20 protein-coding genes and 1 tRNA gene are annotated in these 22,906 nt (G+C 59.6%); 9 read left to right on the top strand and 12 right to left on the bottom strand.

All coding sequences use genetic code 11. The features are described from left to right. Nucleotides 1-320: 320 nt before the first annotated feature. The 9 genes from VGI36_15505 to VGI36_15465 all read right to left on the bottom strand — a co-directional run bounded on the left by VGI36_15505 (nt 321) and on the right by VGI36_15465 (nt 9,249). Nucleotides 321-406 (bottom strand) — tRNA-Leu (locus VGI36_15505). A 187-nt stretch (nt 407-593) separates the two neighbouring features. Continuing rightward, complete coding sequence (gene coaBC, locus VGI36_15500) at nt 594-1,820, bottom strand: bifunctional phosphopantothenoylcysteine decarboxylase/phosphopantothenate--cysteine ligase CoaBC (GenBank protein HEY2486554.1); 1,227 nt, start codon at nt 1,818-1,820, stop codon at nt 594-596. A 121-nt stretch (nt 1,821-1,941) separates the two neighbouring features. Further along, entirely contained in the window at nt 1,942-2,520 is a 579-nt protein-coding gene (locus VGI36_15495) for a metalloregulator ArsR/SmtB family transcription factor (GenBank protein ID HEY2486553.1), read from the bottom strand. Between the two features lie 730 nt (nt 2,521-3,250). Next, a complete protein-coding gene (locus tag VGI36_15490; protein HEY2486552.1) occupies nt 3,251-3,586 on the bottom strand; it encodes a YfhL family 4Fe-4S dicluster ferredoxin in 336 nt (111 codons plus the stop codon). Between the two features lie 122 nt (nt 3,587-3,708). Beyond that, nucleotides 3,709-4,758, bottom strand: coding sequence for an Mrp/NBP35 family ATP-binding protein (locus VGI36_15485; GenBank protein HEY2486551.1), 1,050 nt, complete (start codon nt 4,756-4,758; stop codon nt 3,709-3,711). A gap of 146 nt (nt 4,759-4,904) precedes the next feature. Further along, entirely contained in the window at nt 4,905-6,020 is a 1,116-nt protein-coding gene (locus VGI36_15480) for an amidohydrolase family protein (GenBank protein ID HEY2486550.1), read from the bottom strand. 32 nt (nt 6,021-6,052) lie between these two features. Beyond that, nucleotides 6,053-7,072 carry an alcohol dehydrogenase catalytic domain-containing protein gene (locus VGI36_15475; GenBank protein HEY2486549.1) on the bottom strand — a complete coding sequence of 340 codons (1,020 nt, stop codon included), beginning with the start codon at nt 7,070-7,072 and terminating at the stop codon, nt 6,053-6,055. Between the two features lie 177 nt (nt 7,073-7,249). Next, on the bottom strand, nt 7,250-7,930 hold the full coding sequence (locus tag VGI36_15470) for a hypothetical protein (protein ID HEY2486548.1): 681 nt from the start codon (nt 7,928-7,930) through the stop codon (nt 7,250-7,252). Then, the gene (locus tag VGI36_15465; GenBank protein HEY2486547.1) at nt 7,927-9,249 is read right to left on the bottom strand and encodes a citrate/2-methylcitrate synthase; all 1,323 of its coding nucleotides are present in this window, start codon (nt 9,247-9,249) and stop codon (nt 7,927-7,929) included. Before VGI36_15465 ends, VGI36_15470 begins: the two co-directional genes overlap by 4 nt. A 132-nt stretch (nt 9,250-9,381) precedes the next feature. Between VGI36_15465 and VGI36_15460 the strand changes: the two genes are divergently transcribed. The 4 genes from VGI36_15460 to VGI36_15445 all read left to right on the top strand — a co-directional run bounded on the left by VGI36_15460 (nt 9,382) and on the right by VGI36_15445 (nt 14,822). Then, nucleotides 9,382-10,179: a class I SAM-dependent methyltransferase gene (locus VGI36_15460; protein ID HEY2486546.1), complete on the top strand. Its 798-nt coding sequence runs from the start codon at nt 9,382-9,384 to the stop codon at nt 10,177-10,179. 542 nt (nt 10,180-10,721) lie between these two features. Further along, nucleotides 10,722-12,284, top strand: a complete 1,563-nt coding sequence (gene amt / locus VGI36_15455; protein ID HEY2486545.1) for an ammonium transporter — start codon at nt 10,722-10,724, stop codon at nt 12,282-12,284. Between the two features lie 112 nt (nt 12,285-12,396). Beyond that, nucleotides 12,397-13,755: a TrpB-like pyridoxal phosphate-dependent enzyme gene (locus tag VGI36_15450; protein HEY2486544.1), complete on the top strand. Its 1,359-nt coding sequence runs from the start codon at nt 12,397-12,399 to the stop codon at nt 13,753-13,755. Further along, on the top strand, nt 13,752-14,822 hold the full coding sequence (locus VGI36_15445) for a nitrilase-related carbon-nitrogen hydrolase (GenBank protein HEY2486543.1): 1,071 nt from the start codon (nt 13,752-13,754) through the stop codon (nt 14,820-14,822). The genes VGI36_15450 and VGI36_15445 overlap by 4 nt, the downstream gene beginning before the upstream one ends. 7 nt (nt 14,823-14,829) lie before the next feature. On the opposite strand, the gene VGI36_15440 is transcribed toward VGI36_15445, so the two are convergent. Both VGI36_15440 and VGI36_15435 read right to left on the bottom strand, forming a co-directional pair. Further along, nucleotides 14,830-15,339, bottom strand: a complete 510-nt coding sequence (locus VGI36_15440) for a hemerythrin domain-containing protein (protein ID HEY2486542.1) — start codon at nt 15,337-15,339, stop codon at nt 14,830-14,832. 100 nt (nt 15,340-15,439) lie between these two features. Next, on the bottom strand, nt 15,440-15,781 hold the full coding sequence (locus tag VGI36_15435) for a cupin domain-containing protein (protein HEY2486541.1): 342 nt from the start codon (nt 15,779-15,781) through the stop codon (nt 15,440-15,442). A 428-nt stretch (nt 15,782-16,209) separates the two neighbouring features. On the opposite strand from VGI36_15435, the gene VGI36_15430 reads away from it, so the two are divergent. The 4 genes from VGI36_15430 to VGI36_15415 all read left to right on the top strand — a co-directional run bounded on the left by VGI36_15430 (nt 16,210) and on the right by VGI36_15415 (nt 20,411). Further along, entirely contained in the window at nt 16,210-16,401 is a 192-nt protein-coding gene (locus tag VGI36_15430; protein HEY2486540.1) for a ferredoxin, read from the top strand. A gap of 39 nt (nt 16,402-16,440) precedes the next feature. Continuing rightward, entirely contained in the window at nt 16,441-17,724 is a 1,284-nt protein-coding gene (locus VGI36_15425; GenBank protein ID HEY2486539.1) for a cytochrome P450, read from the top strand. 119 nt (nt 17,725-17,843) lie between these two features. Further along, on the top strand, nt 17,844-19,388 hold the full coding sequence (locus VGI36_15420) for an AAA family ATPase (protein HEY2486538.1): 1,545 nt from the start codon (nt 17,844-17,846) through the stop codon (nt 19,386-19,388). 171 nt (nt 19,389-19,559) lie between these two features. Continuing rightward, nucleotides 19,560-20,411 (top strand): aldo/keto reductase, encoded by an 852-nt coding sequence (locus VGI36_15415; protein ID HEY2486537.1) that lies wholly within the window; start codon nt 19,560-19,562, stop codon nt 20,409-20,411. A 688-nt stretch (nt 20,412-21,099) separates the two neighbouring features. Here the strand turns inward: VGI36_15415 and VGI36_15410 are convergent. Beyond that, nucleotides 21,100-21,810, bottom strand: coding sequence for a 2-hydroxychromene-2-carboxylate isomerase (locus VGI36_15410; protein ID HEY2486536.1), 711 nt, complete (start codon nt 21,808-21,810; stop codon nt 21,100-21,102). A 401-nt stretch (nt 21,811-22,211) separates the two neighbouring features. On the opposite strand from VGI36_15410, the gene VGI36_15405 reads away from it, so the two are divergent. After that, nucleotides 22,212-22,706, top strand: coding sequence for an AAA family ATPase (locus tag VGI36_15405; GenBank protein HEY2486535.1), 495 nt, complete (start codon nt 22,212-22,214; stop codon nt 22,704-22,706). The last annotated feature ends 200 nt before the right edge of the window (nt 22,707-22,906 follow it).

Raw genomic sequence — 22,906 nt, 5'->3', positions numbered from 1 at the left:
ATTCGCCCCATGACAGCCTTACCTCCGCGAGGGCTGTCTGGGCCCCAATCGAGGGAACTAACATCTGGCTGTTCGTGAGATTCCTGTTCAACTGTCGACATTGCTGCACTCCTTTCTTCTGTGACACCGTCTGTCCGGTGTCGATTTGTGCCCGTTCAATTTTCAGGAGACGAAAACGTGTCGCTGTTACTAGGGCAACAAGCGTTTGGTGACGGAACAGCCAAAGTTCAGCCAAAGTCGCGCCGTTACTTCACGGTATCTCGCGCTTGACATTTGTTGCTCTGAGAGCTAAATCACCAATTATGTCGCATACTTTTGAGTGCCGGGGGCGGGACTCGAACCCGCACGGACCTCTCGGTCCAGAGGATTTTAAGTCCTCTGTGTCTACCGCTTTCACCACCCCGGCTTCCCGTGGGTATGTCTAAGCACAAACGAGGAGGTCGTCGAAGAGGGCGCCGTTCCCGACGCAGCTGCCCGGAAATTCTAGCCTGGGCTCTAAGACCCTGGGTTTGCTAAATGGTTGCGAGGCTCGCTTGGGTTTCAGGCCCTTGCGTGGTCATGCCTCTCCCGCGATGAGCCGGGAATTTCCTAGACTAACGAACGGCCCGGAGCCGACGATGCTTCGACGTGCGGATCGCGACCAGGCGATCCAGGATCAGGTCGGCTACCTCGTCTTTGCCGAGCTTTGGATGGGAATGCGCAACGCCATCCGGGGTAATGAGCGTGACGATGTTGGTGTCGGCGCCGAAACCAGCGCCGTGTTGGGTAACGTCGTTGGCTACGATTAGGTCGAGGCCCTTGCGCTTCAGTTTATCGCGAGCGTTGGCTTCCAGATCGTTGGTTTCGGCCGCGAATCCGATCATCACGCGCGATCCCCGTTTGGCGGCCAGCCGCGGGAGCTCATCGGCGATCGACACCATTTTGAGATCAAGGCCGCGCGAATTCTTTTTCAACTTATTCGAGGCAGGATCTGCGGGTCGAAAATCGGCGATTGCCGCCGCCATCACGAGCACAGTGCACCACGGGAAATTGCGCGAGGTCGCGCCGAGCATGTCGGCCGCGTTGACGGTGTCGAAGCGCTCGACACCGCGCGGGGTCGGAAGCGATGACGGTCCGGCGACCATCCTGACCTCCGCGCCGCGAGCCACGGCGGAGCGGGCGATCGCAAAGCCCATTTTCCCCGACGACCGATTGGAGACGAACCGCACCGGATCGATCGCTTCCTGAGTCGGGCCGGCAGTTACCAGGATGCGCTGACCCTCGAGATCGCGGGGTGCGACCATTCGCTCGAGTTCCTCCACTATGATCGCTGGGTCTTCGAGCCGTCCCTTGCCTTCGTAGCCGCACGCGAGGTCTCCCTCCCCGGGTTCGATAATTGAGACGCCGCGTGATCTGAGAGTGGCGAGATTTCCCTGTACGGTCGGGTGAGCATACATGTGCACGTTCATCGCGGGTGCAAACGCGACCTTCGCCCGAGTGGCCAGCAGCACGGTTGTTACGATGTCGTCTGCAATACCGACGGCGGCTTTGGCAATCAGGTCGGCGGTGGCGGGCGCTATCAGAATGAGGTCCGCTGCATCGGCAAGGCGGATGTGGCCTATCTGCGATTCTTGGGTGAGCGAGAAGGTGTCGGTCGCGACCGCATTCTGCGAGAGAGTTTGCAGAGTCAGCGGAGTGATGAACTCTCGGGCGTTGGGAGTCATCATCACGCGGACCTTAGCGCCGCGCTGGACCAGAAGGCGCGTGATTTCGGCGGCCTTGTAGGCTGCGATACCGCCTCCCACGCCGAGCACGACGGTTTTGTCAGTAAGCCGTGACACGCTCGTGGAATTGTATTAGGCGGAGAGCAAATTCGCCAACGGCGATTTGGAAATTGCGTCCGCCGATTTCACGAAAAGCCTAACTTACGGCCGCCAAGGTCGTCCCCGGCTGGTACTCGGACTAGAAGGCTTTCCAGCCTGATTCTGGGGTTCGCCGGTAGATTCCTTTGTTCCGTTCCAGCATCCGGTAGCCAATCAACTCGCGGCGCAAGGTTGCGGCGTCGGGATGATGCCGTTTGAGGACGGCATTGACCTCCGCTTCGCTGTAGCGCGTGTCGAGTGCGAAACGGCGGGTGAGCCATTTGAGCACCACCCATCGCTTCTTGCGGGTGTCGGGAATTTTGGTAAGCCGATCGTCTTCAATAAAGTTGCGCAGGATTTCACGCTCCCACACTTGGCCATCGACTTCGTATGGGACCCTGGACAAATCTGCGGAGAAGACCGACCGGTTGATGCGCCGGAGCGCATCGAGGTCGAGCCGATACCAGTGCGTGTTGCCTTCGACGCGCATGGCCAGAAGACCCGCATTTTTCAAGATCGCAAGATGATGCGAGACGGTCGGTTCCTTGAGGGCAAGCAGTGCCGCCAGTTCTTGCACATTGCGCTCGCGATCGGCGATGAGACCGACCAGCTTGAGACGGCTTTCATTGCCCAGCGCCTTGAAGTGCCTGAGGAGAGCGGTGGTGTCGTGATCCGTCACTTGTTTTCTGATATCTAATTAGATATCGATCTAATTAGATATCAGAGAAGAAAGCAAGTCACCGTGAACATTTGTACACAGCATCTTACAATCTCGAGGGTAGAAAGGGATTCTGCAGCCGAGGGAAGTGCAAGCGATCTTCAACAGCAATCCAGATTTCGTTCGCGACTCGGAAGGCTCGGAGGACCGCTCTGATTATTCTGTCGAGGAAGTAAGCCGATGGCCGCTACTCACCGGGCAAGCGCGAGAAAATCAACGGTTCCTAGCGGTGAGGCTTCGGGAAAGCGGAAAATTGATCGGTATTGCGGACCTACTGGCGCCCCATCCCCGTGGTGACTACGCGGCGCTCGGTCTCCTGATTCTTCATCGCGCCTGGCAGGGGAAGGGCTTCGGTCGCGAGGCCGCGGGCACTATCGAGAACGTCCTATCTTCCGAGAGTTGGACGGAAGTGGAGGTCGTGGTTCAGCGGGTACGGCTTCGGTCGCGGCGCTTTTGGGAGCGATGTGCGTATCGGTTGACGGCAGAAGGGACCAATGAGAAGGGCCTGCCGTGCTGGATTTTGCGCAAGCGGCTTCGTTGGCAAAGTGAAGACGCGTCAGCGTGCCCTCGTGGTTCGGAGACAGTCGTGAAGTTCGAGCGTCACTGGCGAAGAATCCGGCAAAATAAATTCCCGATGACACTGGTAGAATGGAAGCTGAAGCCCTCGTTCTGTGCGATCGGTAAATAAGAATTAACCTTTCTTAAAACGGGAGGGAAAATCGGCTCCGAAGCTCTGGTCGGGATGCATTCTCCGGGCGCGTTCCAGGAGAACTTCCTCGCTCTCGGGAATATTTGGGTCGGGAATACAGCAGTCTACCGGACAAACCGCCGCGCATTGTTCCTGATCGAAGAAGCCAACGCACTCGGTGCATTTTTGGGGAGCTATATAGTAGATGTCATCTTTGATCGCGGGATTGGTCGCCCCGTCAAGTTCCCACGGCGCGCCTCCCTCATAGATGGCGGTGTTTGGGCACTCGGGTTCGCACGCGCCGCAGTTGATGCACTCTTCAGTAATCAGCGTAGACATATTCCAACGGTTCTCCGGACCTCACGCGGGCTGCAGCCTGCGTGGCAAGAGTCGGCGTCTTGCCTCGATTTGAACGGGAAGAATATCGGCGGACTCCGACCCTAGCAAGTATCTGCCTGCGCCTACGCAGTCATCGCGGCGACGATGCGTTTGGCGAGTTCCTTAAAGGCGACGCTCACGGGGTGCGACGGGTCCTTTATCACCAGTGGCATACCTTCATCGCCGGCCCGCCGCAGTTCGATTTGAATTGGTATCCGTGTGAGCAGGTCCGTATGTTCCTGAATGGCCATCGCCTCGCCCCCACCGCGTCCGAAAAGTTCGTCGCGCTCGCCGCAATCAGGACAGACGAAGTAGCTCATGTTTTCGACGACCCCGAGCAGGGGACAATGCACCTGCCGGAACATTCGCACCGCCCGGAAGGCATCGAGGAGCGCCACTTCCTGTGGCGTAGTCACGATCACGACTCCATCCACGGCCACCTGCTGAGCGAGCGTCAATTGCGCATCACCGGTCCCAGGTGGCAAATCGACCACCAGAAAGTCCTGGGTGCCCCACAGCGCGTCTTTGAGGAACTGGCGCACGGCACCCATCACCATCGGTCCGCGCCAGATAACCGGCGCACGTTCGCCTAGAAAGAATCCGATCGACACCAGCTTAACCCCATATTTTTCGATGGGGTAAAAATTCTGCCCGCCCGCGGACTTGGGACGCTCATCGCCGATACCAAACATCATCGGCACGGAAGGACCATAGATGTCGGCATCGAGGAGCCCGACACTGAGGCCGAGTTGCGCAAGCGCGCAGGCAAGGTTGGCTGCGACGGTGGATTTGCCTACCCCGCCCTTTCCGCTCGCGACCGCGATGATGTGCTTGGTGCCTTCGAGGTGAACCCGGCCGGTTTTCTCCCCGAGCTCCGCTTCGAGCTTGCGGACCCGGAGTTCCACGTTCTTAATGCCAAGACGGTGAGTCAGTACCTGGTGGATTTCGTCGGCGATGCCCTGCATCACTTCGTCGCGCTCGGTTGCCTGGCGTACCAGGATCGAGACGGCGCCGTCGGGTTTGGGCACGACTTCCTCGATCACGCCGAGGGCTACAAGACCAGTGGAATATCCCGGATAGTTTATTTGCGCGAGTGCTTCAAGGACCGATTCGGCTGATATCTGGCGAGCCACTTAGACAGTTTCGCAGAAGCACTGGAGAGGCGAAAGGCGGGCGGCCCGGTCTAAATGCAGACGCGGGCGTCTCGCAGCTCACGTAGCTTTCGCGGGCGGATTGAGACAGGGTCGACGACCGCCTTCGCCGTCTCAGACCTGACCCTCTACAGATTGAAGGCGCGGGCTGGGTTGTCCCAGAGGATTTTCCGCTTGCTAGCGTCGGGAATCTTTTGATCGATCATAGCGCCGATCCCCCATGGGAAGGTGCCGTCAGGATGCGGATAGTCTGTGTCCCACAGGAAATTGTCGTCGCCGACCAGCTCGACCGCCGCCTTCATCGTCGGTTCGTCGCCTCGAAAGGCAACGAAGAAGTTGGATTTGAAATATTCGCTGGGCCGGCGCTTGAGGTACTCGTGCTCGGCGTTACCGCTGTAGTTCCAATGCTGTTCCATCCGCTGTAGCCAGTATGGCACCCATCCCGCGTCTGCTTCCACGTGGACCACTCGCAGTTTTGGATATTTCTCGATCACTCCGTACCAGATTAGCCCCGCCATCGCGGCCATCGCCTCGAACGGGTGGGACAGGATATGGCCGCTCACATGGGTATCCATGCGGTCGCCAAACGATTCAACCGAGGCCGAGGCCGAGTCGTGAGTCGAAATCGGCAAGCCGAGTTTTTCGACCTCGCCCCACAGCGGAAGGTACTCCTGGTGGAAGATGGTGCGGCCGCGCACCGGGTTCGGTCGCACGTAAAAGCTGACCGCGCCTTTTTTTGCCGAGCGGTGCGCTTCCTCGATGGAGAGGTCCGGGTCCTGCATCGGCAGTATCGCCGCCCATCGCAGACGCTTCGGGTCGTGCGAGCAAAAATCCGCACTCCAATCATTGTAAGCGCGGCAGCAGGCTGCCAGCAGCTTCGCATCCCGGAATTCGCGGCCCATCATCTGTCCCGCCGCCGTTGGATAGATGATCTGGACGTCGACACCCTGTTCGTCCATGTCCTGGACCCGGCTTTCCGCGTTGAATCCGGTCTTGGCGGCACGCTCGAAACGCTTCATCGCCGTGCGGACAGACTGCAGAAAGGCCGGAGCGGCCATCGGGTACTTGCCCTTCTCTCGGGTGAACGGCTCGCCCTCGACCAGGAACGTGCGCCTTCCCGACTCGGGTGCCACTCCCATCTTCGGCGCCTGTGACTTGTAGGCCTCGTCTATGTACTTCTCGAAGACGTAGTCGGGCTCCATCAGGTGGGTGTCAGTGTCGACGATTTTGAATCCGTTCCGCATGACGCAGCTCCCGAAATTGTTGAGCGCACGGCTTATCCGTGCGGCAGAATTAACGCTTTGACTCCCTTGCGTTCGCGCAACAGCTCGAACGCGTCGATGCCGCGCGCCAACTCATAACGATGCGTCACCATCGGCATGAGATCAATGGTCCCGGAGGCCACCAACGAAATCGCACGGCGCCAGGTTTCTGGCGTGCGCACGCGCGAATTTATCCACTTCACGCCGTGGAAAAACAGCGCGCGTAGTTCGGTCGAGGTGATGTCGCGGGCCGGCCATCCGACTCCGATAAGCTCGCCGCCGCGTTTGAGCAGCTCCCGCGGTGAATCAATCTCGCCGCACGCGTCGAACAAAGCGTCTGCACCCTCGGAGGGGAGATAATCGCGCACCCGCCGAGTCCATCCTTCCTCCTGCGCCGTCACGGTCGTGAACCCCAGCTCGCGGGCGAGCGCCAGGCGACCGGTGTCTGAGGGAAGGCCCGTGATGACGATGGAGCTGACGCCGAGCGCGCGGGCTGCGATCGCGATCGAAAAGCCGATTGGACCCGGGCCTTCGATCACCGCACTGTCACCTGGCTTAAGCGATGATTGTTCAACTGCATGCAGACCGGTGCCGAAGGGCTCAAGCAGGGAGGCTAGCTCAAAGCTCATCGAGTCCGGCACTTTGTGACTGTTGCCGACCGGCGCGACCGTAAATTCGGCGAGGGCCCCCGAAAGAGTGGTCGGCGACGAGCAGAGGTGGAAGCGGCCGGCGCGGCACGGGCCGCATCGTCCACAGTTGCCGAACGGGTCGAGCGCAACGCGATCTCCAGGCTTGAAGTTGGAAACGCCGGGTCCAACCTCGACTATTTCACCGCCCGGTTCGTGGCCCATCACGAATGGGAGGCGGCTGACCATCCGATCGGCGCCGAGTTCCCATTGATACAGATGAAGGTCAGACCCGCAGATTCCGCAGGCACCGACTTTGACGAGGAGTTCGCCTTCGCCCGGATGCGGGGTCGGGAGATCCACCAGTTCCGCACCGAAACCGTTCTTGGTCTTTGCTAGAGCTTTCATTCAGGATGCCACTGCTTCTTCAATACGACTTGGCGACGTCCCTCGTCAAAGCCGCCGGTGGGCAGCAGGCGACGTTTGAGCGACGCTGGTTTGCGATGATTGGGTGCCGACTTACACCGCGCTATCCGGGCGGCTCAAGAAAGATGGAGGGAATCCGCCGCTCTGTTCCGGGCCCTCTCACCCACGTTTCACGGGCACCTTCGCCGCGACCTTCCTACCTTTGCTGTTCTCATTCCGAAACGACTGCTGTGTAGTGATTTTTCCCAAAAGCGATAGAACCGCCGAGGCCTTTTGGCTGCGGAGCTTTTTCCAGTCGCCGCCTGCGGTTCCTTGGGCGAGATCTGTCAGGAAGGCCCACTCCGGGTTTGGCTTTGAATGATCGGCTGCCGCCTTTTCCCATAGCCTTGCGAATTCGCGATAGGTGGGAGCTTGGTTTCGTGACCAGCAGGCGCGCAGCACTTCCTGTGCGATCGCGCCGAATTCGAATTTGCGGTCGGTCAATTGCTTCATCAGCCTGAGGGTCGCGGCGTGGTGATTTTTGTATTCCCCGTATCGGACGGGATCGGACTCAAATGGCGCTCGGCCGAGTTCTTTGCTGCTGACGACTTGCTTTCGGAAGGTCGTGGCTGGCTTGACGTTGCCAGTCTTCAGGAAATGCACGATGCGATCGATGACGATACCCTTGCGATCAGCATCTTTGCTTCGGGTGAAACGGCCGTCCCCGCTTTCGATCTGGATCGTGTATGGAATTCCCTGCGCGTTGCAGAACCCGCGCAGCTCGGCAGTGTTCAGATAGTTAATATCGGCCAGCAGGCGCTCGGTCTCGTGCGGCTCCAGCGTGGCGAGGGGAGGCTTCACTGGTTCCAGTGACGAATCGCGATTCCCCGATAGCGCATCCGTGGGCGGATCAGCCGATTGTCCGCATATTGCTCGATTCCGTGCGCGATCCATCCGGCAGAGCGCCCGATGGCGAAAATCGCGGCCGGCAGGCCACGCGCAAATCCGAGCATCCTGGTGGAGACCGTCAGATAAAAATCGAGGTTAGGACGGAGCCGTTCGCGCTTCCAGACTGCCTCTTCGATACGCGAGGCGATCTCCAGGAGCCGGCGTCCTCTGCGCCGCCCGATGGCCTCGGCGTGCTTGCGCAGCAGAGCTGCGCGCGGGTCGCCACCCGGATAGATGGCGTGGCCGAACCCCGGGGGAAGACGATTTTCGCGCATGATCGTATCGAGACAGTCACCGATGGGTGCTCCCGTCGCGATACGCGCGAGCATTTCCTCAATTCGATCACAAGCGCCGCCATGAATCGGTCCCGACAACGAGCAAAGCGCCGACAGGACGGAGGCAAATAAATCGGCCCCGGTGCTCGCGACGACTCGCGCAGCAAACGTCGACGCGTTCAGCTCGTGCTCCGCGCAGGCGACCAGCACGCGATCAAGCGCGGTAATTTCCCATTGTGCAGCGGTGGTACCGGCGACGGATTCGAGCAGACGCGCCGCCATCCCGCCGTCTCCGAGATGAGCGCCATCGGGACGCTGGCGGGCGAGCGCGAGCGGCAGATGGCTGATGATGAGCTTGGCGCGATCGAGCGGTGACCGGGGCGCCTGCCGGCTGTCCCATGCAGCCAGCGCGGGCATCATCGCCGCCAGGCGCAGTAGCGGCGGCGCGTCCTCGCCGACCGCGGCCAGGGCCGACGCAACCTGCGGCGGCATGCGCGCATCGCGGATTTCCGCGCGCAAGGCCACTATTTCATCGGGTGAGGGTCGCTCGCCATTCCAAAGGAGAAGACAGACTTCTTCGAAAGCAGCATGCTCGACGACTTCCTCTATCGGATAACCTCGGTAGGCGAGGCGTCCTTCAAGGATCGAGCTTACCGCGGACTCCGCCACGATTACCCCCGACGTGGCAGTCTCGGAGCTTTTGGGTTGCGCGACGGTGACCCATGAAGAAGCATCGGGAAGGCTGCGGCCGCGCCGCCCGCGTTCGGGCGCCACCACGCCACGCAGCGCCTCAATGTCGGTGCGGCGATAGAGCGCCTGTCTGCCGATACGGCGCCGGTAGCTTTTGAGCCATCCGCGGCTGACATATGCGTACAGGGTGCCCAACTTGACGCCGAGCGCGCCCGCGGCCTCGGACGCCGTGAGCATTTGCGCGCGGTCGGAGATTCGAGTCGCCACGTGGAGATGACGCCATCCCCGGACCGCGCCGTCAAGACGGCGACAGCTGCTCAAGTTGTATACAGTAGTGCAAAGATGTATGAAGTCAACGGGCGCGGATAACCACCGTTCTTCGCTACAAGAGAGTCGACTATGGCATCGGCAGAAGTTACCGCAGGCAAACTGGTCGCAGATTTCGGTCGCACTGCGGCCGATTACGGGAAGCATCGGGCCGGGTTTCCACCGGCGTTCTTCGATCGCCTGGCAGCGATGCGGATCGTCCGCCCAGGCGCTCGCTCGCTCGACCTGGGTACCGGCACCGGTACGCTCGCGCGTGGACTCGCCGAGCGCGGATGCGAATCGACCGGGCTCGATCGCTCGACGCCTTTGATGGAAGAAGCGGCCCGTATCGATCGCGAGGCGAGCGTCAGCGTGCGATACGTCGAAGCGCCCGCCGAAGCGACGGGCTTGCCGGAGTCGAGCTTTGACCTGGTTATTGCCGGCCAGTGCTGGCATTGGTTCGACCGTCCCCGGGCCGCCGCGGAAGCGCGCCGATTGCTCAAGCCCGGCGGTCACCTGGTAATCGCTCACTTTGATTGGATACCGCTGCCGGGAAACATCGCTGACCTAACCGAGAAGCTGATCGAGAAGCACAGCCCCAAATGGAAATTGGGCGGTGGGATGGGAATGTACCCGCAGTGGCTCGGTGGGCTGGCGACCGCGGGTTTTCGTGGCCTGGAGACGTTTTCTTTCGACCTCGATGTACCCTACTCACACGAAGCATGGCGCGGGCGCATTCGCGCCAGTGCGGGAGTGGGTGCGAGCTTGTCGGCGGAGGGCGTCGCGGCGTTTGATGCAGAGCTTAAAGTGGTGCTGGTGGAACGCTTTCCACCGGATCCCTTCACCGTACTGCACCGCGTATTTGCGGTTATCGCGAGAGCGCCTGAATAGTGCAATGCAGGCCGCGACTTCGAGGGCTGTCGCGTAGATCGCGGCAGCGGCGGACAACTCGCACCATCGGTTAAGCCTCACAAATCCGCAGCGACGATTCGCTGGTGACGTCGCCCTCACTCTCGTGGCTGCACCAGCTCGCTCCTGACCCAATTCATTGCAAGCATCTCGAGCGCGGCCACGAAACACATTTCTCGGCGAGGCCGGGTAATGCGTCCCGCCGTGGCGCGACCGGCGCTTGATGAACTGCTCCAAACGCGTGACGAGTCGGCTCAACTCCTCGGCTGCTTATTGAGAAAGCAATGCTGCCCGCTTGGGCAATCCTCATTTCGTTCATCGAGAGTGGAATTTCCGGGTTCGCCTTCACTGACAATGCCAACTCCACCCAACGGTGGATCGTGACTCGTCCGTAGTGTCCCTGCCGCGGTCCCCCGCTCGATTGATCGCGCTTGCGCCATCGCGAGGCACGCGCATTGCGATAGGCGGGAGCGGCCGCGAACACTTGGAGCGTGGTCAGATCGAGCTTTGGAGGGACGCCTGAAATGAAAACGACAACTAGCGGGAGCGCGCTCTACGAGCGGCTGTGCAAAGCGTTGCGCGATCCGGAGACTGTAAGAAAAGCAGGGACATTGCTACTCGCCAAGATGGTTGGCTTGGCAATCGTTCTGACCTTGATGACCAAGTGGTACCTACCAAGCGAGGCTTGGGCAGATGCGGCACCTGCCCTGCCGCCCCCGCATATCAACGCGATCAACACCGTGTGGACACTGGTTGCCGCGTACCTGGTGTTCTGCATGCAGGTCGGATTCGTGATGCTCGAGTCGGGCTTTGCACGCTCGCGCGAGACCGTCAACATCCTGGTCGAAGGAATCGCCGACACCTGCATCTGCGGTGTGACCTTTTGGCTCTGGGGTTTCGCCTTCATGTTCTGCTCAGGCACGCCATGGATCGGCACCACCGGATTCATGCTGCACGGACTTCCGGCAACCTACGGTTCGACCGGGGTGCCGCTGTTGGCGTTTTGGGTATTCCAGTACGCGTTCGCGGACACCTGCTCGACCGTAACCTCGGGCGCAATGATCGGTCGTTGCGACTTTATCGGTGACCTGCTTTACAGCGTCGGCGTGACCGGCTTCATCTACCCGATCATCGGCCACTGGGCATGGGGACCGGATGGATGGCTCGCCAACATGGCACCGATGTCGTTTCATGACTTCGCAGGATCGACCGTGGTTCACACGATCGGTGGCACCATTTCGCTGGCGGGCGCGATTGTCTTGGGACCGCGGCTCGGACGGGTCTTCAAGCGCGACGGCGGCCAGCCAATGAAGCCGCACGACTTGATTATTGGCGCCACGGGTGGACTCATCCTCTGGTTCGGATGGTACGGTTTCAATCCCGGCAGCACGCTATCGGCGCTCGACGTACAGGGAATCGGTCGCGTCTCTTTCAACACTACAATGGCAGCCTGCTCCGCGGGGCTAACCGCGCTTTTTTACTCCTATATCAAGGGCGGAAAGTGGGACCTGGCATTGACGGTTAACGGCTTTCTGGCCGGACTAGTCGCGATCACCTGCCCCTGCTACTGGGTCGACCCCGAGGGCGCGTTCCTGCTCGGAATCGGCGCGGGCATTGTGGTGGTCTGGGGTATCGACCTGCTCGAGTATCTGCGAATCGACGACCCGATCGGCGCGGTCCCGGTTCATATGATTGCGGGAATCTGGGGCACACTCTCGCTCGGTCTGTTCGCGGCCGGCAAGTATGGCGCTCCCACGGCGACCGGCGCGGACACCAGCGCGGTAGTTACAGGACTGTTCTATGGCGGCGGATTGGCGGTGCTAAAGGCGCAGACGATCGGCAGCTTCTCAATCACGATCGCGACGTTTATCGCATCGATGTGCCTAATGTATGCGGTTAAATACGCTTTCCGGCTGCGCATCCCGACGAAAGGCGAGATCGAAGGACTCGATCTCCACGAGCATGGGTTCCCGGCCTACCCCGAATATGTAGTGACGGGCAATGACGGATGCCCAAAGAGCATCGACGATGTTCCGATCGGTAGGCGCACGCTGGCGCGTCCCAGCAAAGAGAAGAAGGTAGCCTGACAGTTTCCTCCCCTCCGAAGCGGCGGCCGGTTCTCCACGGAACTGGTCGCCGCTGGTTGTCTGGCGCGGGCGGGCTTGAAACTAGGTCCCGCCCGATCGATCATCCTCGCCGATGAACCAGGTGAAGATTCTGCTCGATGAAGCAGAGATCCCGACTCATTGGTACAACGTGGTGGCGGACCTGCCGAATCCGCCCGCGCCGCCACTCGGTCCCGACGGCAAACCGATCAGTCCCGCGGCCCTGTCGGCAATTTTTTCTGAGCCGATTATCGAACACGAGGTCACTCGTGCGCGATGGGTTCCGATTCCGGAACCGGTACGGGAAATTTACCGGCTCTGGCGCCCCACTCCGATGTTTCGTGCCCGTCGGCTGGAGGCCGCGATCGGCACCCCGGCGCGCATCTACTACAAATATGAGGGCGTCAGCGCGGCCGGATCGCACAAACCCAATACCGCAGTCGCCCAAGCCTACCTGAATCACACGGCCGGCGTCCGCCGTCTGGCGACCGAAACCGGCGCCGGACAGTGGGGATCGGCCCTGGCGATGGCGGGCCAGATGTTCGGAATCGATGTACGCGTATTCATGGTGCGGGTCAGTTACGATCAGAAGCCGTATCGCCGATCGATGATGGAGACCTGGGGAGCCGAGGTGATCGCCAGCCCGAGCTCGCAGACACGTTCGGGGCGAAAGACTCTGGACCTCGATCCGGACTCGCCCGGTTCGCTCGGGATCGCGATTTCCGAGGCAGTCGAAGAGGCGGTTTCTCGCAACGACACTAAATACGCGCTGGGTTCCGTACTGAATCACGTGCTGCTTCATCAGACGGTGATCGGGCTGGAAGCAAAGAAACAATTTGCAAAGGTCAATGACTATCCCGATGTGGTGATCGCATGTTGCGGTGGCGGTTCGAACTTCGGGGGCAGTGCCTTACCATTCCTAGCGGACAAGGCCGGCGGTCGCGAAGTTCGCCTGGTGGCGGTCGAACCGGAATCGTGCCCTACCCTGACGCGTGGTCACTATGCTTACGACACCGGTGACGCATCGGGCTTCACTCCCCTGATGCTCATGTACACGCTTGGACACAACTTCGTCCCGCCGTCAATTCACGCGGGTGGACTTCGCTACCATGGTGATTCGCCGCTGGTCTCGCAGCTCTACCACGAACGGATCATCGAAGCAGTTGCGCGCCCGCAGCTGGCGACATTCGAGGCGGGGATGACTTTCGCCCGGTGCGAGGGAATTATCCCGGCGCCGGAAAGTAACCATGCGATTCGAACCGCGATCGATGAAGCGCTGGAGTGCAAACGCACCGGTGAGCCCAAGGCGATCTACTTTACGCTATCGGGTCACGGGCATTTTGATCTGACCGCCTATGACCGGTACCTGCAGGGAGAATTGGACGATAGTCCCTACCCCGAACGCGCGATTGCCGCCGCACTTAAAGAATTGCCCAAGGTCTCCCACTCGTGATTGCGCCATATACCGCAGTCGGGTTGATTCCCACCGCGCGCGGCATCCGCACGCGGTCTGACATTGCCGTCAACCTCGAGCATCTCGCGCATCTGACGAAAGCAGCTGCGTGGCTTTCGAGCCTCGATTTGCCGGTCCGGCTGATTGCGATTCCCGAAGGTGCGTTGCAAGGGTTCAACGACGAGGTGCTGGACCTCGACCATGCCGCGTTCGCTCGCGAGTGCGCTATCGATATCCCGGGGCCCGAAACCGAAGCACTGGGTAAAATTGCACGCGAGTACAACTCGTTCCTCATCGCGCAGGCCAAGGCGCATCATCCGGAATGGAAGGATCGCTTTTTCAACGTCGGTTTTATCCTCGATCCGCAGGGCGAACTGATTTTGAGACACTACAAGGTCTCGCCCCTCTACCCGGTCGAGCATTCGGTGTGTCCGCACGATATCCTGGACTGGTGGGTGGAGCGATACGGCATGACGCTGGATGCGTTCTGGCCGGTCGCCGACACGGCGATTGGACGACTCGGCATCATGATGGCCAATGAAGGATCGTACCCGGAGAATGCACGCGCACTCGCGCTCAACGGGGCCGAAGTCGTGTATCGGGGCGCGTATCCGCATCCGGCAGCAGGTAACGAGATCTTCGAGATTCAGAGCCGGGCTCGCGCCCTAGACAACAATTTCTACGTGGTCGCGCCCAACATGGGAACCTACTACCTGGGCACAGACGATACGACGCCGATAGATACGTTCGGTGGGCGATCCTTTATTTTCGACTATCGCGGGCGCGTCGTCGCGCGGCACGAGTACGGCGGCGGCTCCAGCTACATGGGTGGAGTTATCGATATCGAGGCGCTGCGACACCATCGCACCGGAGCGCAGTGGGACAACTGGTTGAAAGACGTGCGGGCGGAGCTCTATCAGCTTTTGTACAAAGAGCCGATCTATCCGAAAAACCTCTACTTGGATCGTGCTCCAATGAAACACGAGGAGTATCGTCGCGAAGTTATCGACAAACAAATCGCGCGCATGATCGAGCGCGGCATCTGGAAGAAATCTTCGTACGACTGAACGATCCTCAATCAGAAATCAGATTCGAATCGAAGCCGGCGCGAGTCAGGGCTCGGCGGGCAGAGGCTTCTACTTTTTCGCTGTCGACGTGCCGGGCGACTGGCACTTCGGCCGCAGCCTGCAAGCGGCTTAGCAGACCGACTAACTCGGGACCGACGATGCTATCGCATTCCGCATAGACGCCATCGGTTCCTTCCTCGATCGCGTTGTGTTTTGCGAGCACCGCCTTGAGAGCATTCACGACGGCCGAGCGTGGTGACGGTACCAAGAGAGCCGCGATCGCTCCATGCTGCAAACGGAGCTGCGCAGCGATCCGAAGCGGCTCTCCGTGGCGCAGCGCCTGGACCGCGGGCAGCAGGATCTTTTCCTCCATGCTGATGTGCCTGAGGAGACCACGGCGGAATTCTGCGAACCCTCCCCGCTCGACCTTGTTTGGGTCGCTCGCGGCGCAGCTGAGCAAATGACCGAGGCGACGATGATCATGCTCGAGGTATTCTCTGATGGTTTCTGCATTCATCGGCAGTGCACCCAGGCAGACTGCTCTACCTATCCGTCCCGTTCCGGAGCGCGACGGGCGCGTGCACTTCCCGGGGGTGAAGGTCTCTCGCCACGCACCATCAGGAAGCAGGCGCCTTCGTCGGGGCGCACACGGTAATCACGAAGGCGCTGTCCTCCAACGCTTCCACTGAGTGGCGAATGCCGGGCCGAAGTGTCAACAAACCTCCAGCGTTGAGCCTGACTCGTTCGTTGAGCGCGTCGAAACAGATCGCTCCCTGTACGACGGTAACAGTGATTTGTCCTTCGGTTCGATGCTCCTGCAGTGCTTCACCCCTCGCGAGCATGGCCAAAACAATACTTACGTGTTCGTTCTTGGCGAGAACGGCAGAGCGCTTTCCTTTGTTGGTCGACGGTTGATGAGCTTTTATTTTGGAAATCTCTTCCGCAATCGCGAACGCCATCATCGGTTGATCGAGCTTTTTAGGATCCATAGTCCAGCTTTTCCTTAAAACGAATTCATCACCTGCTTGCGTTCAATTGCGATCAGAACGTATCGGTGGTGCTCTCGCGTCGTCCGGGTGCCAGCTGCGCTGCATAATTTTTGCATCCCTCCCAGAATGACTCCCAAAGAGACATATGCCGTTCGCTAGGGTGGCGCGAAAAGCGAGATCCTTGCGAACGGGGAGAGTACAATGAAGCGACGCTCGCACAAATTCTGCCGTGGCACCTCACTTGCGCGTACCCGTTCCAGAACTTGCTTTGTAAAGACGTACAACCACCCATCTGCCACGGCAACAACCGGCTGACCGTCACGGAACCGATTGACTGACAACCGCCTGCGGGTGAGCATCTGCATCAGGCACAGCTTCGACCTTCGGGTTGTTGGATGATGAAAATCGTAGTGGACCTAAGGCGCTGCGAAGGGAACGAACGAGGTGCGGGGGCCGCGCCCGAGGTCCTTGAAGTGCGCAACGACCAAGCGCAGGTGCTGATCGAAAATCCCCCGGCAGGACTGATGGAAAAAGTGAAGTTGGCAATTCGGCTCTGTCCGCGACAGGCGATTTCGCTGGGCGAGAAATAGAGTACGACGAAGATTGGTGCGCGCCAGTGGGAGAGGACCATGCAAGCACAGGCAGATAACCGAGCCGCAAAAGTGTCCGGCACGCCGCTGGACCTGACCAACATCATCAGCGGGGACTACTACCAGAAGAATGGATACCCGCACACGGAATGGACCTACCTGCGCAAGCATCAGCCGGTGGCTTACATCGAACATCCGCGCACCGATCCATTCTGGGCGGTCACCAAAGCTGCCGACATCATGGAGATAAGCAAGCAGCCGCGCCTGTGGTTGAACGGACCCAGGCTGGCGGTGTTTCTGCTCGAGGAAGGCGAGGAAGCTCTTCCCCCCGAGGCCCTTCCACTCAAGCATTTGCTGAACATGGATCCGCCGGAGCACGCCGAGTATCGGGCTATCCTGAGTCGCTACTTCACGCCGCGATCGGTGCGCGCGCTGGAGCCCGAAGTGTCCAACATAACGACGCAGGTTTTCGACGATGTGATGGACCGCGCGGAATGTGACTTCGTCACCGAGATTTCATCGAGGGTCCCGGTCGCGGTGATCGCCGAGATGCTGGGGGTGCCTCGCGCCGATTGGCCGCGCCTGTTCAGGTGGACCAACGAGATCATCGGCGGCGGCGATCCCGAGTTCCAGCGCGGCGAGAACCCAACCGATACGTTTGCGCAGGCGCGGTTGGAAGTCTTTGAATACTTCAGCAACCTGGTCGCCGAGCGCCAGAAGCAACCGGCCAACGACGTCACCAGTATTGTGGCAAACGCGAAGATCAACGGGGCGCCGCTGCCGATGCTCGAGTTGCTATCCTACCTGCTGGTGCTGGTAGTCGCCGGCAACGAGACGACCCGCAACGCGACCACCGGCGGCCTATTGGCACTGATCGAACATCCCGATCAGTTCCGCCGCCTCAAGCGGGAGCCGGGAATCCTCAAGCCAGCCGTCGAGGAAATCGTGCGATGGACCTCTCCGGTCATCCAGTTCTCGCGTACCGCGACTGAGGACACGATGGTTCGCGGGCAGAAAATTCGAGCGGGGGAGGCGGTGTGCCTGTTTTATCCATCGGCGAATCGCGACGAAGACGTGTTTGAGGAGCCGTTCAAGTTTGACATTGGGCGCAATCCGAACCCGCATCTGGGATTTGGAATCGGCGAGCACTTTTGCCTCGGTTCGAACCTGGCGCGCCTCGAACTGGAAGTAATCTTTCGTGAGCTAGGGAAGCGACTGGAGCATGCGGAACTAGCGGGAGCCGTGGAGCGATTACGATCGAGCTTCGTCGGCGGCATCAAGCACATGCCAATTCGCTACAAGCTCAATCCCTGCCACAGCTAGTCCGGACCGCGACCGGGGGATCGTAACGCAGCCCCCCGCGCTTTACCCTTCGCGGTGTGGCATCATCCTAAGGTCCGTCCTTCAGCCGACCGTGGGCGCGGACGGATATTTTCGGCGATATGGGCAACGTTGCGATGAAACATCCTAAGAACGCGCCGGCCACGCAAGGCCGTGCCGCCAAGACGTTCCGGGACATCTTCGATTCCGGGCGACCGCTCACGTTTGTCCGATCGGCCGAAGAGCAGCGGATCGGAAGGATCTTACGAGAGGCCGGGCGGAACCTCTTTGACAATGGAGCGGCTCCGCTTTGGAGCTGGAGTCTGACCGAGGGTATGCGGTGCGACGGCGGCAAGGCCGAGCCAGAGGCATCGAATGCACGGGAGGCACTCGACTTTATCGATGCGCATCAGGGTCCCGCGATTTTTCATCTGAAGGACTTCCACGAGCCGCTGCGCGAATCGGCCGAAGTGAGGAGGCGACTGCGCGACCTTTATCGAACCTGTCTTGACCGGCAGAAATTCGTGGTGATTAGCTCGCCGGTCCGTTTCGTCCCCGAGGAAATCGAGCGCGACGTTGCGTTTGTCGAGCTTCGGCCGCCCGATCTGACGGAGTTGATCGATTTCGTACGCGACGAGGCAGAGCAAATCGCAGCAATAGGTAATAGCGTCGATTCTAGCGGAGAAACCGTCCATCAGCTCGCCCGGGCGCTTCAGGGACTGACGCTTGATGAAGCGCGCCATGCGGTGCGCCGCGCAATGGCCGGGCACAAACGGCTCGGAACCGAATCGATACCTGCGTTACTCGAGGAGAAGCGGTTATTGATTGCCCGCAGCGGCGTGGTCGATTTCGTGGCTACCAACACCGATATCGGGCAGGTCGGCGGACTGGAAAATCTCAAGAGCTGGTTGTTTGAACGCAAGCGGCTGTTCGAACTGCGCGACACCCTGAGCGAGGACATCGTTCCCAAGGGCGTGCTGATGATGGGGATTCCAGGCTGCGGCAAAAGCCTTTCGGTCAAAGCCGTTGCCGCCCATTTTGGTCTGCCGCTTTACCGCATCGATATGATCGAAGTCTTTTCGGGTCGGCATGGACAACCGGCGGCGACTTTCGTGCAAACTTGCAAGATGCTCGAGGAGATGGCCCCAGCGGTGGTGTGGTTCGACGAGATCGAAATGGGAATCACCTCGGCAGACGCAAGCGGCGAGCAAGGCAGAATTTTTGCCTTCTTCCTAACCTGGATGCAGGAGAAAGCGCGCGGGCTGTTTGTCGCCGCTACCGCAAACCGAATCGATCTGCTGCCGGCGGAAATGATCCGCAAGGGACGTTTCGACGAGGTGTTCTTCGTCGACTTGCCGCTGGGCAACGAACGGGTCGATATATTCAAGATTCATCTGAGCCGCCGCGGAGCAGATCCCGCCAAATTCGACCTGTCCGAGCTGGTTGAGTTCACCAAGGACTGGACCGGGGCGGAAATCGAGCAGTGCGTAATCTCAGCACTGACCAAGGCGCGACTTAAGGAACGCGAGCTGACCCGCGAAGACCTGGTCGGCGTCGCTATGGGTGTGGTTCCGCTCGCCCGCACGATGAAAGAACAGATAAACCATATTCGCCAGTGGGCCTTCGACCGTGCGATGCGCGCGTCGTTGCGCCCGATAGGCAGGTAGAATTCAGAGCTACGCGCGGTTCATTGGCGATCACCCTCACCCATCTGAGATTTTCTTTTCTTGAGGCCAAGACGCCTCAGGATACTTGAACCGTGATCTGGTGACGCGGCTGCGCTAAAATACCGTTCGAAACTTAGCGCATCTACTAGGAGTTGTCTCGACGGGCCCACGGTGACTCATCCAAACGGGCAATTTCTGGTCGGCGGAGACCTTCCGGCCCATCGACTCGGGTTCGGAGCGATGCACGTGACCGGCTCGGGAGTGCTAGGGGAACCGAGCGATCGCAAGGGCGCGGTCGCGCTCCTGCGGCGCGTGGTCGAGCTCGGGATCAATCTATTGGATACCGCAGATGCTTATGGCCCCGAAGTATCCGAGCGGATTATCGCCGAAGCGCTTCATCCGTATACGCCGAATCTGCTGATCGCAACCAAAGGAGGTTACACGCGACCATCGGGCCAATGGGTCCCGGACGGCAGGCCACAACATCTGATAAAAGCTTGCGAGGAGAGTCTGCGCCGGCTCAAACTCGAGCGTATCGATCTCTACCAGTTCCATACTCCCGATCCGGGGGTCCCTATCGAAGATTCGATAGGCGCGCTTGCTGAATTGCGCAACTCGGGCAAAGTCCGCCACGTTGGCGTATCTAACTTCTCGGTTGACCAGGTCGAGCGCGCCCGGGCCATCGTGCCAATCGTCAGCGTCCAAAATCACTACAACGTCGCCTATCGATCTTCGGAGCCTGTTCTAAAGTACTGCGAGCGCCATGGCCTTGCGTTCATCCCGTTCTACCCGCTCGGCTATGGGAGGTTGCCACGCCACAATCGTCTGCTGCGGAAAGTCGCGCGCCGCTACGGTGCTACCGCCGGCCAGATTGCGCTCGCGTGGCTGCTGAAGCATTCACCTGAGATGCTCCCGATTCCGGGTACCTCGAGGATCGCGCACCTGGAGGAAAACGCGCGCGCCGCGAGCCTGGAGTTAAGTGACGCCGATTTCCTAGAGTTGAAAGAATCTTTCCCCGATTGACCCCCTGTCACGGTTGAAGGGCGACCGAGCGCGGGAAGATAGGATGTCGATGGGCAACTACCTTGATGTTGAAACGCATACTCACTGTCGCGCTTTTATGGCGAACCGCAATTCGGCCCTTCTCCAAGTCCACAAGCGTGATCGCAAGAATCCTAATACCATTTTGTCCGTAAGGTGCCGGGCTTAGAGTCATGCGCAAGAAACGAGTCAGGCGAATCAGTCTTGGCATTGGACTGCTATGTGCGATGGCATGGTATCTCGTATTTGGGTGGAACGCTTTTGAGTATCACAACCCGAACATCGTCTGGAGCCAGGTTAACGTGGCGGCTTTGATTTCATTTGCCGCTGGATGGAGCCTGGTGCACCTTGCAGCCTGGTTATTCTCGGACTCCAGGTAGCGCCAGACCTCCGCCAATCCGGAGTAACGTTTCGCGCCGTGCCCTGCCAACCATACGCAGCACAATCTCCCAGATAAGTTCTCTCCGTCGAGCAGTCGCCACCGCAAATGCCAGCTCGTTCGACCTCAGCACTTTTCGCAATCTACGAGGTTCCGGCAAACTGTCTCTGCCGACAGCGGCAAACAGTGTTCCCGCGATTCCACTAGCCGGGGGAAGTTCGGTAAAAACTTAGACCAGCCACCATGAAAGTCGCGACGGCGTGAGGTCCTTCCGGACGAAAGAACCTGAAATTATCCGCGATGGCGGTCTCCGACCTTCGTCGGCGAATCGGTCTTGCTCCTAAACTGTCGGCGAACCGACGATGGCCGCGATCCGAGCCTCCACCTCTGCCGCTCTAGCGGATTCAGTGGATCATTACCCGCAAGAAACAGGTCGAGATAGGGAAAATCGTCGTAGCCCCAGAAGAGTTCGCCTCCCACCTCCATCGACGGCACCCCGAAGACCCCACGGGAAATCGCTTCGTCGGTCCGCTGGCGCAGCAGCCCTTTGATCTCGGGGCTTTGCGCCCGCTCGATCAATTCGCTCCCGGGCAGACCAATCTCCTCGGCCACCCGCTCCACCACCGCGGGTTCGCTTACGTGGAAACCGCGCATCCACACCGCCTTGAACAGCGCATCGATTAACCCGTGCCGCTGCTCAACTCCGAAAGGGAGCAGCGACACGCGCAAGGCTAGCAAAGGGTTGAAGGGAAAGAACGCCGGCGGATTCAGTGGCAACCCAAGCAGCGCCGCCTTGCGCAGAAAGTTGCTCGTCATCCAGCGTCCCTTCGCGGGCACTTCGCCCGGACCGAGTTGCCCGTGCGCATCGAGCAGACCAGCATAGAGAACTGGGAGCGCTTCGATCGTGCAGCCGTGCTTCTCGGCGAGCTTCGGCAGTTGAGTCCACGCCAGATAAGCGTTGGGCGATTCGTAATCAAAGTAGAAACGGATGACGGGCGGCATGCCCACTATCTAAGCGCAAAGCTAGTCAATCACCAATCGACTGTGTGGGAAAAGCTATGTTCGTCGCGATGATTCCGGTTTTCGGCAGGCGTCTTCAATTCACTACACAACAGGTGCAAAGTCTCGTCGTGCCTTATCCTGCAGGAGTTCAAAAAGCCCCTCCTCTCCAAGAAAATCGGCGAGGGTTCAGAACTCGAACCCAACCCTGCGGTCAAAAGTACCCGCCGGCTTCACCAGCAACACCGAGACGTTTCTCGGCTAAAATGTCCGACCATGACATCGCAAGCGGAACCGAGTCCGGAGCAAGCTTCATCCAACGATTGACTTGTATCGCTGGGTAATCGAATGAAGAGATACATCCTGACGGGTACGCCGGGTGCAGGGAAGACCACGATTCTCCGTTGCCTCGAACTCGAGGGCTACGGAGTTGTGGAGGAAGCTGCGACCGACATAATCGCGCTACAGCAAGCGCAGGGCGTCGCGGAACCCTGGTCGCGAGCATCGTTCATCGACGCGATCGTCAACCTGCAGCGCGAGCGCCAGCTCCGCGCCCTCGCCTCGGCGACGACAAGCAGTTCTTCGATCGATCTCCGATCAGCACGTACGCTCTGGCCAACTATCTCGGCTATGCGATCTCGGCAGCACTCTCCACTGAAATCGAGCGGATCGAACAGGACGGAATATACCAGAAGAGAGTGTTTTTCGTTCAAAGTCTCGGCTTTATTACCGCCACCGACGCGCGCAAGATCACGGCGGAAGACGCGATGAGATTTGATCGGGTTCATGAGGAGACGTATCGCAGATTCGATTACCAGATCGTGCCCATAGCCGCGGCGCCGCTCCTAGATCGAGTCGCGGCGATCAAAAGAGCGATCGGCGATGCCCTCGAGAGGTAGATCAATCATCCAAAAGTGAGCTCAAAGAACTAGATTTGAGGGCCGTCCAGGACTCGAACCGCCGACCCTGTGGTTAAAAGTCCGGCCTTGGAGAAACGGTAATACCCGAAACGCAACAAATAACAAGAGAATTTCATTCATGCGGAGAGGGGTCGATCGGTTTTGATCGGCCCTTTTCGTTTTCGTTTGGCACTCAAATG

The organism is Candidatus Binataceae bacterium (assembly GCA_036495685.1).
Lineage (GTDB): Bacteria > Desulfobacterota > Binatia > Binatales > Binataceae > JAFAHS01.
The sequence above is the reverse complement of the archived record's forward strand: the minus strand, read 5'-3'. Positions and strand labels throughout refer to the sequence as shown.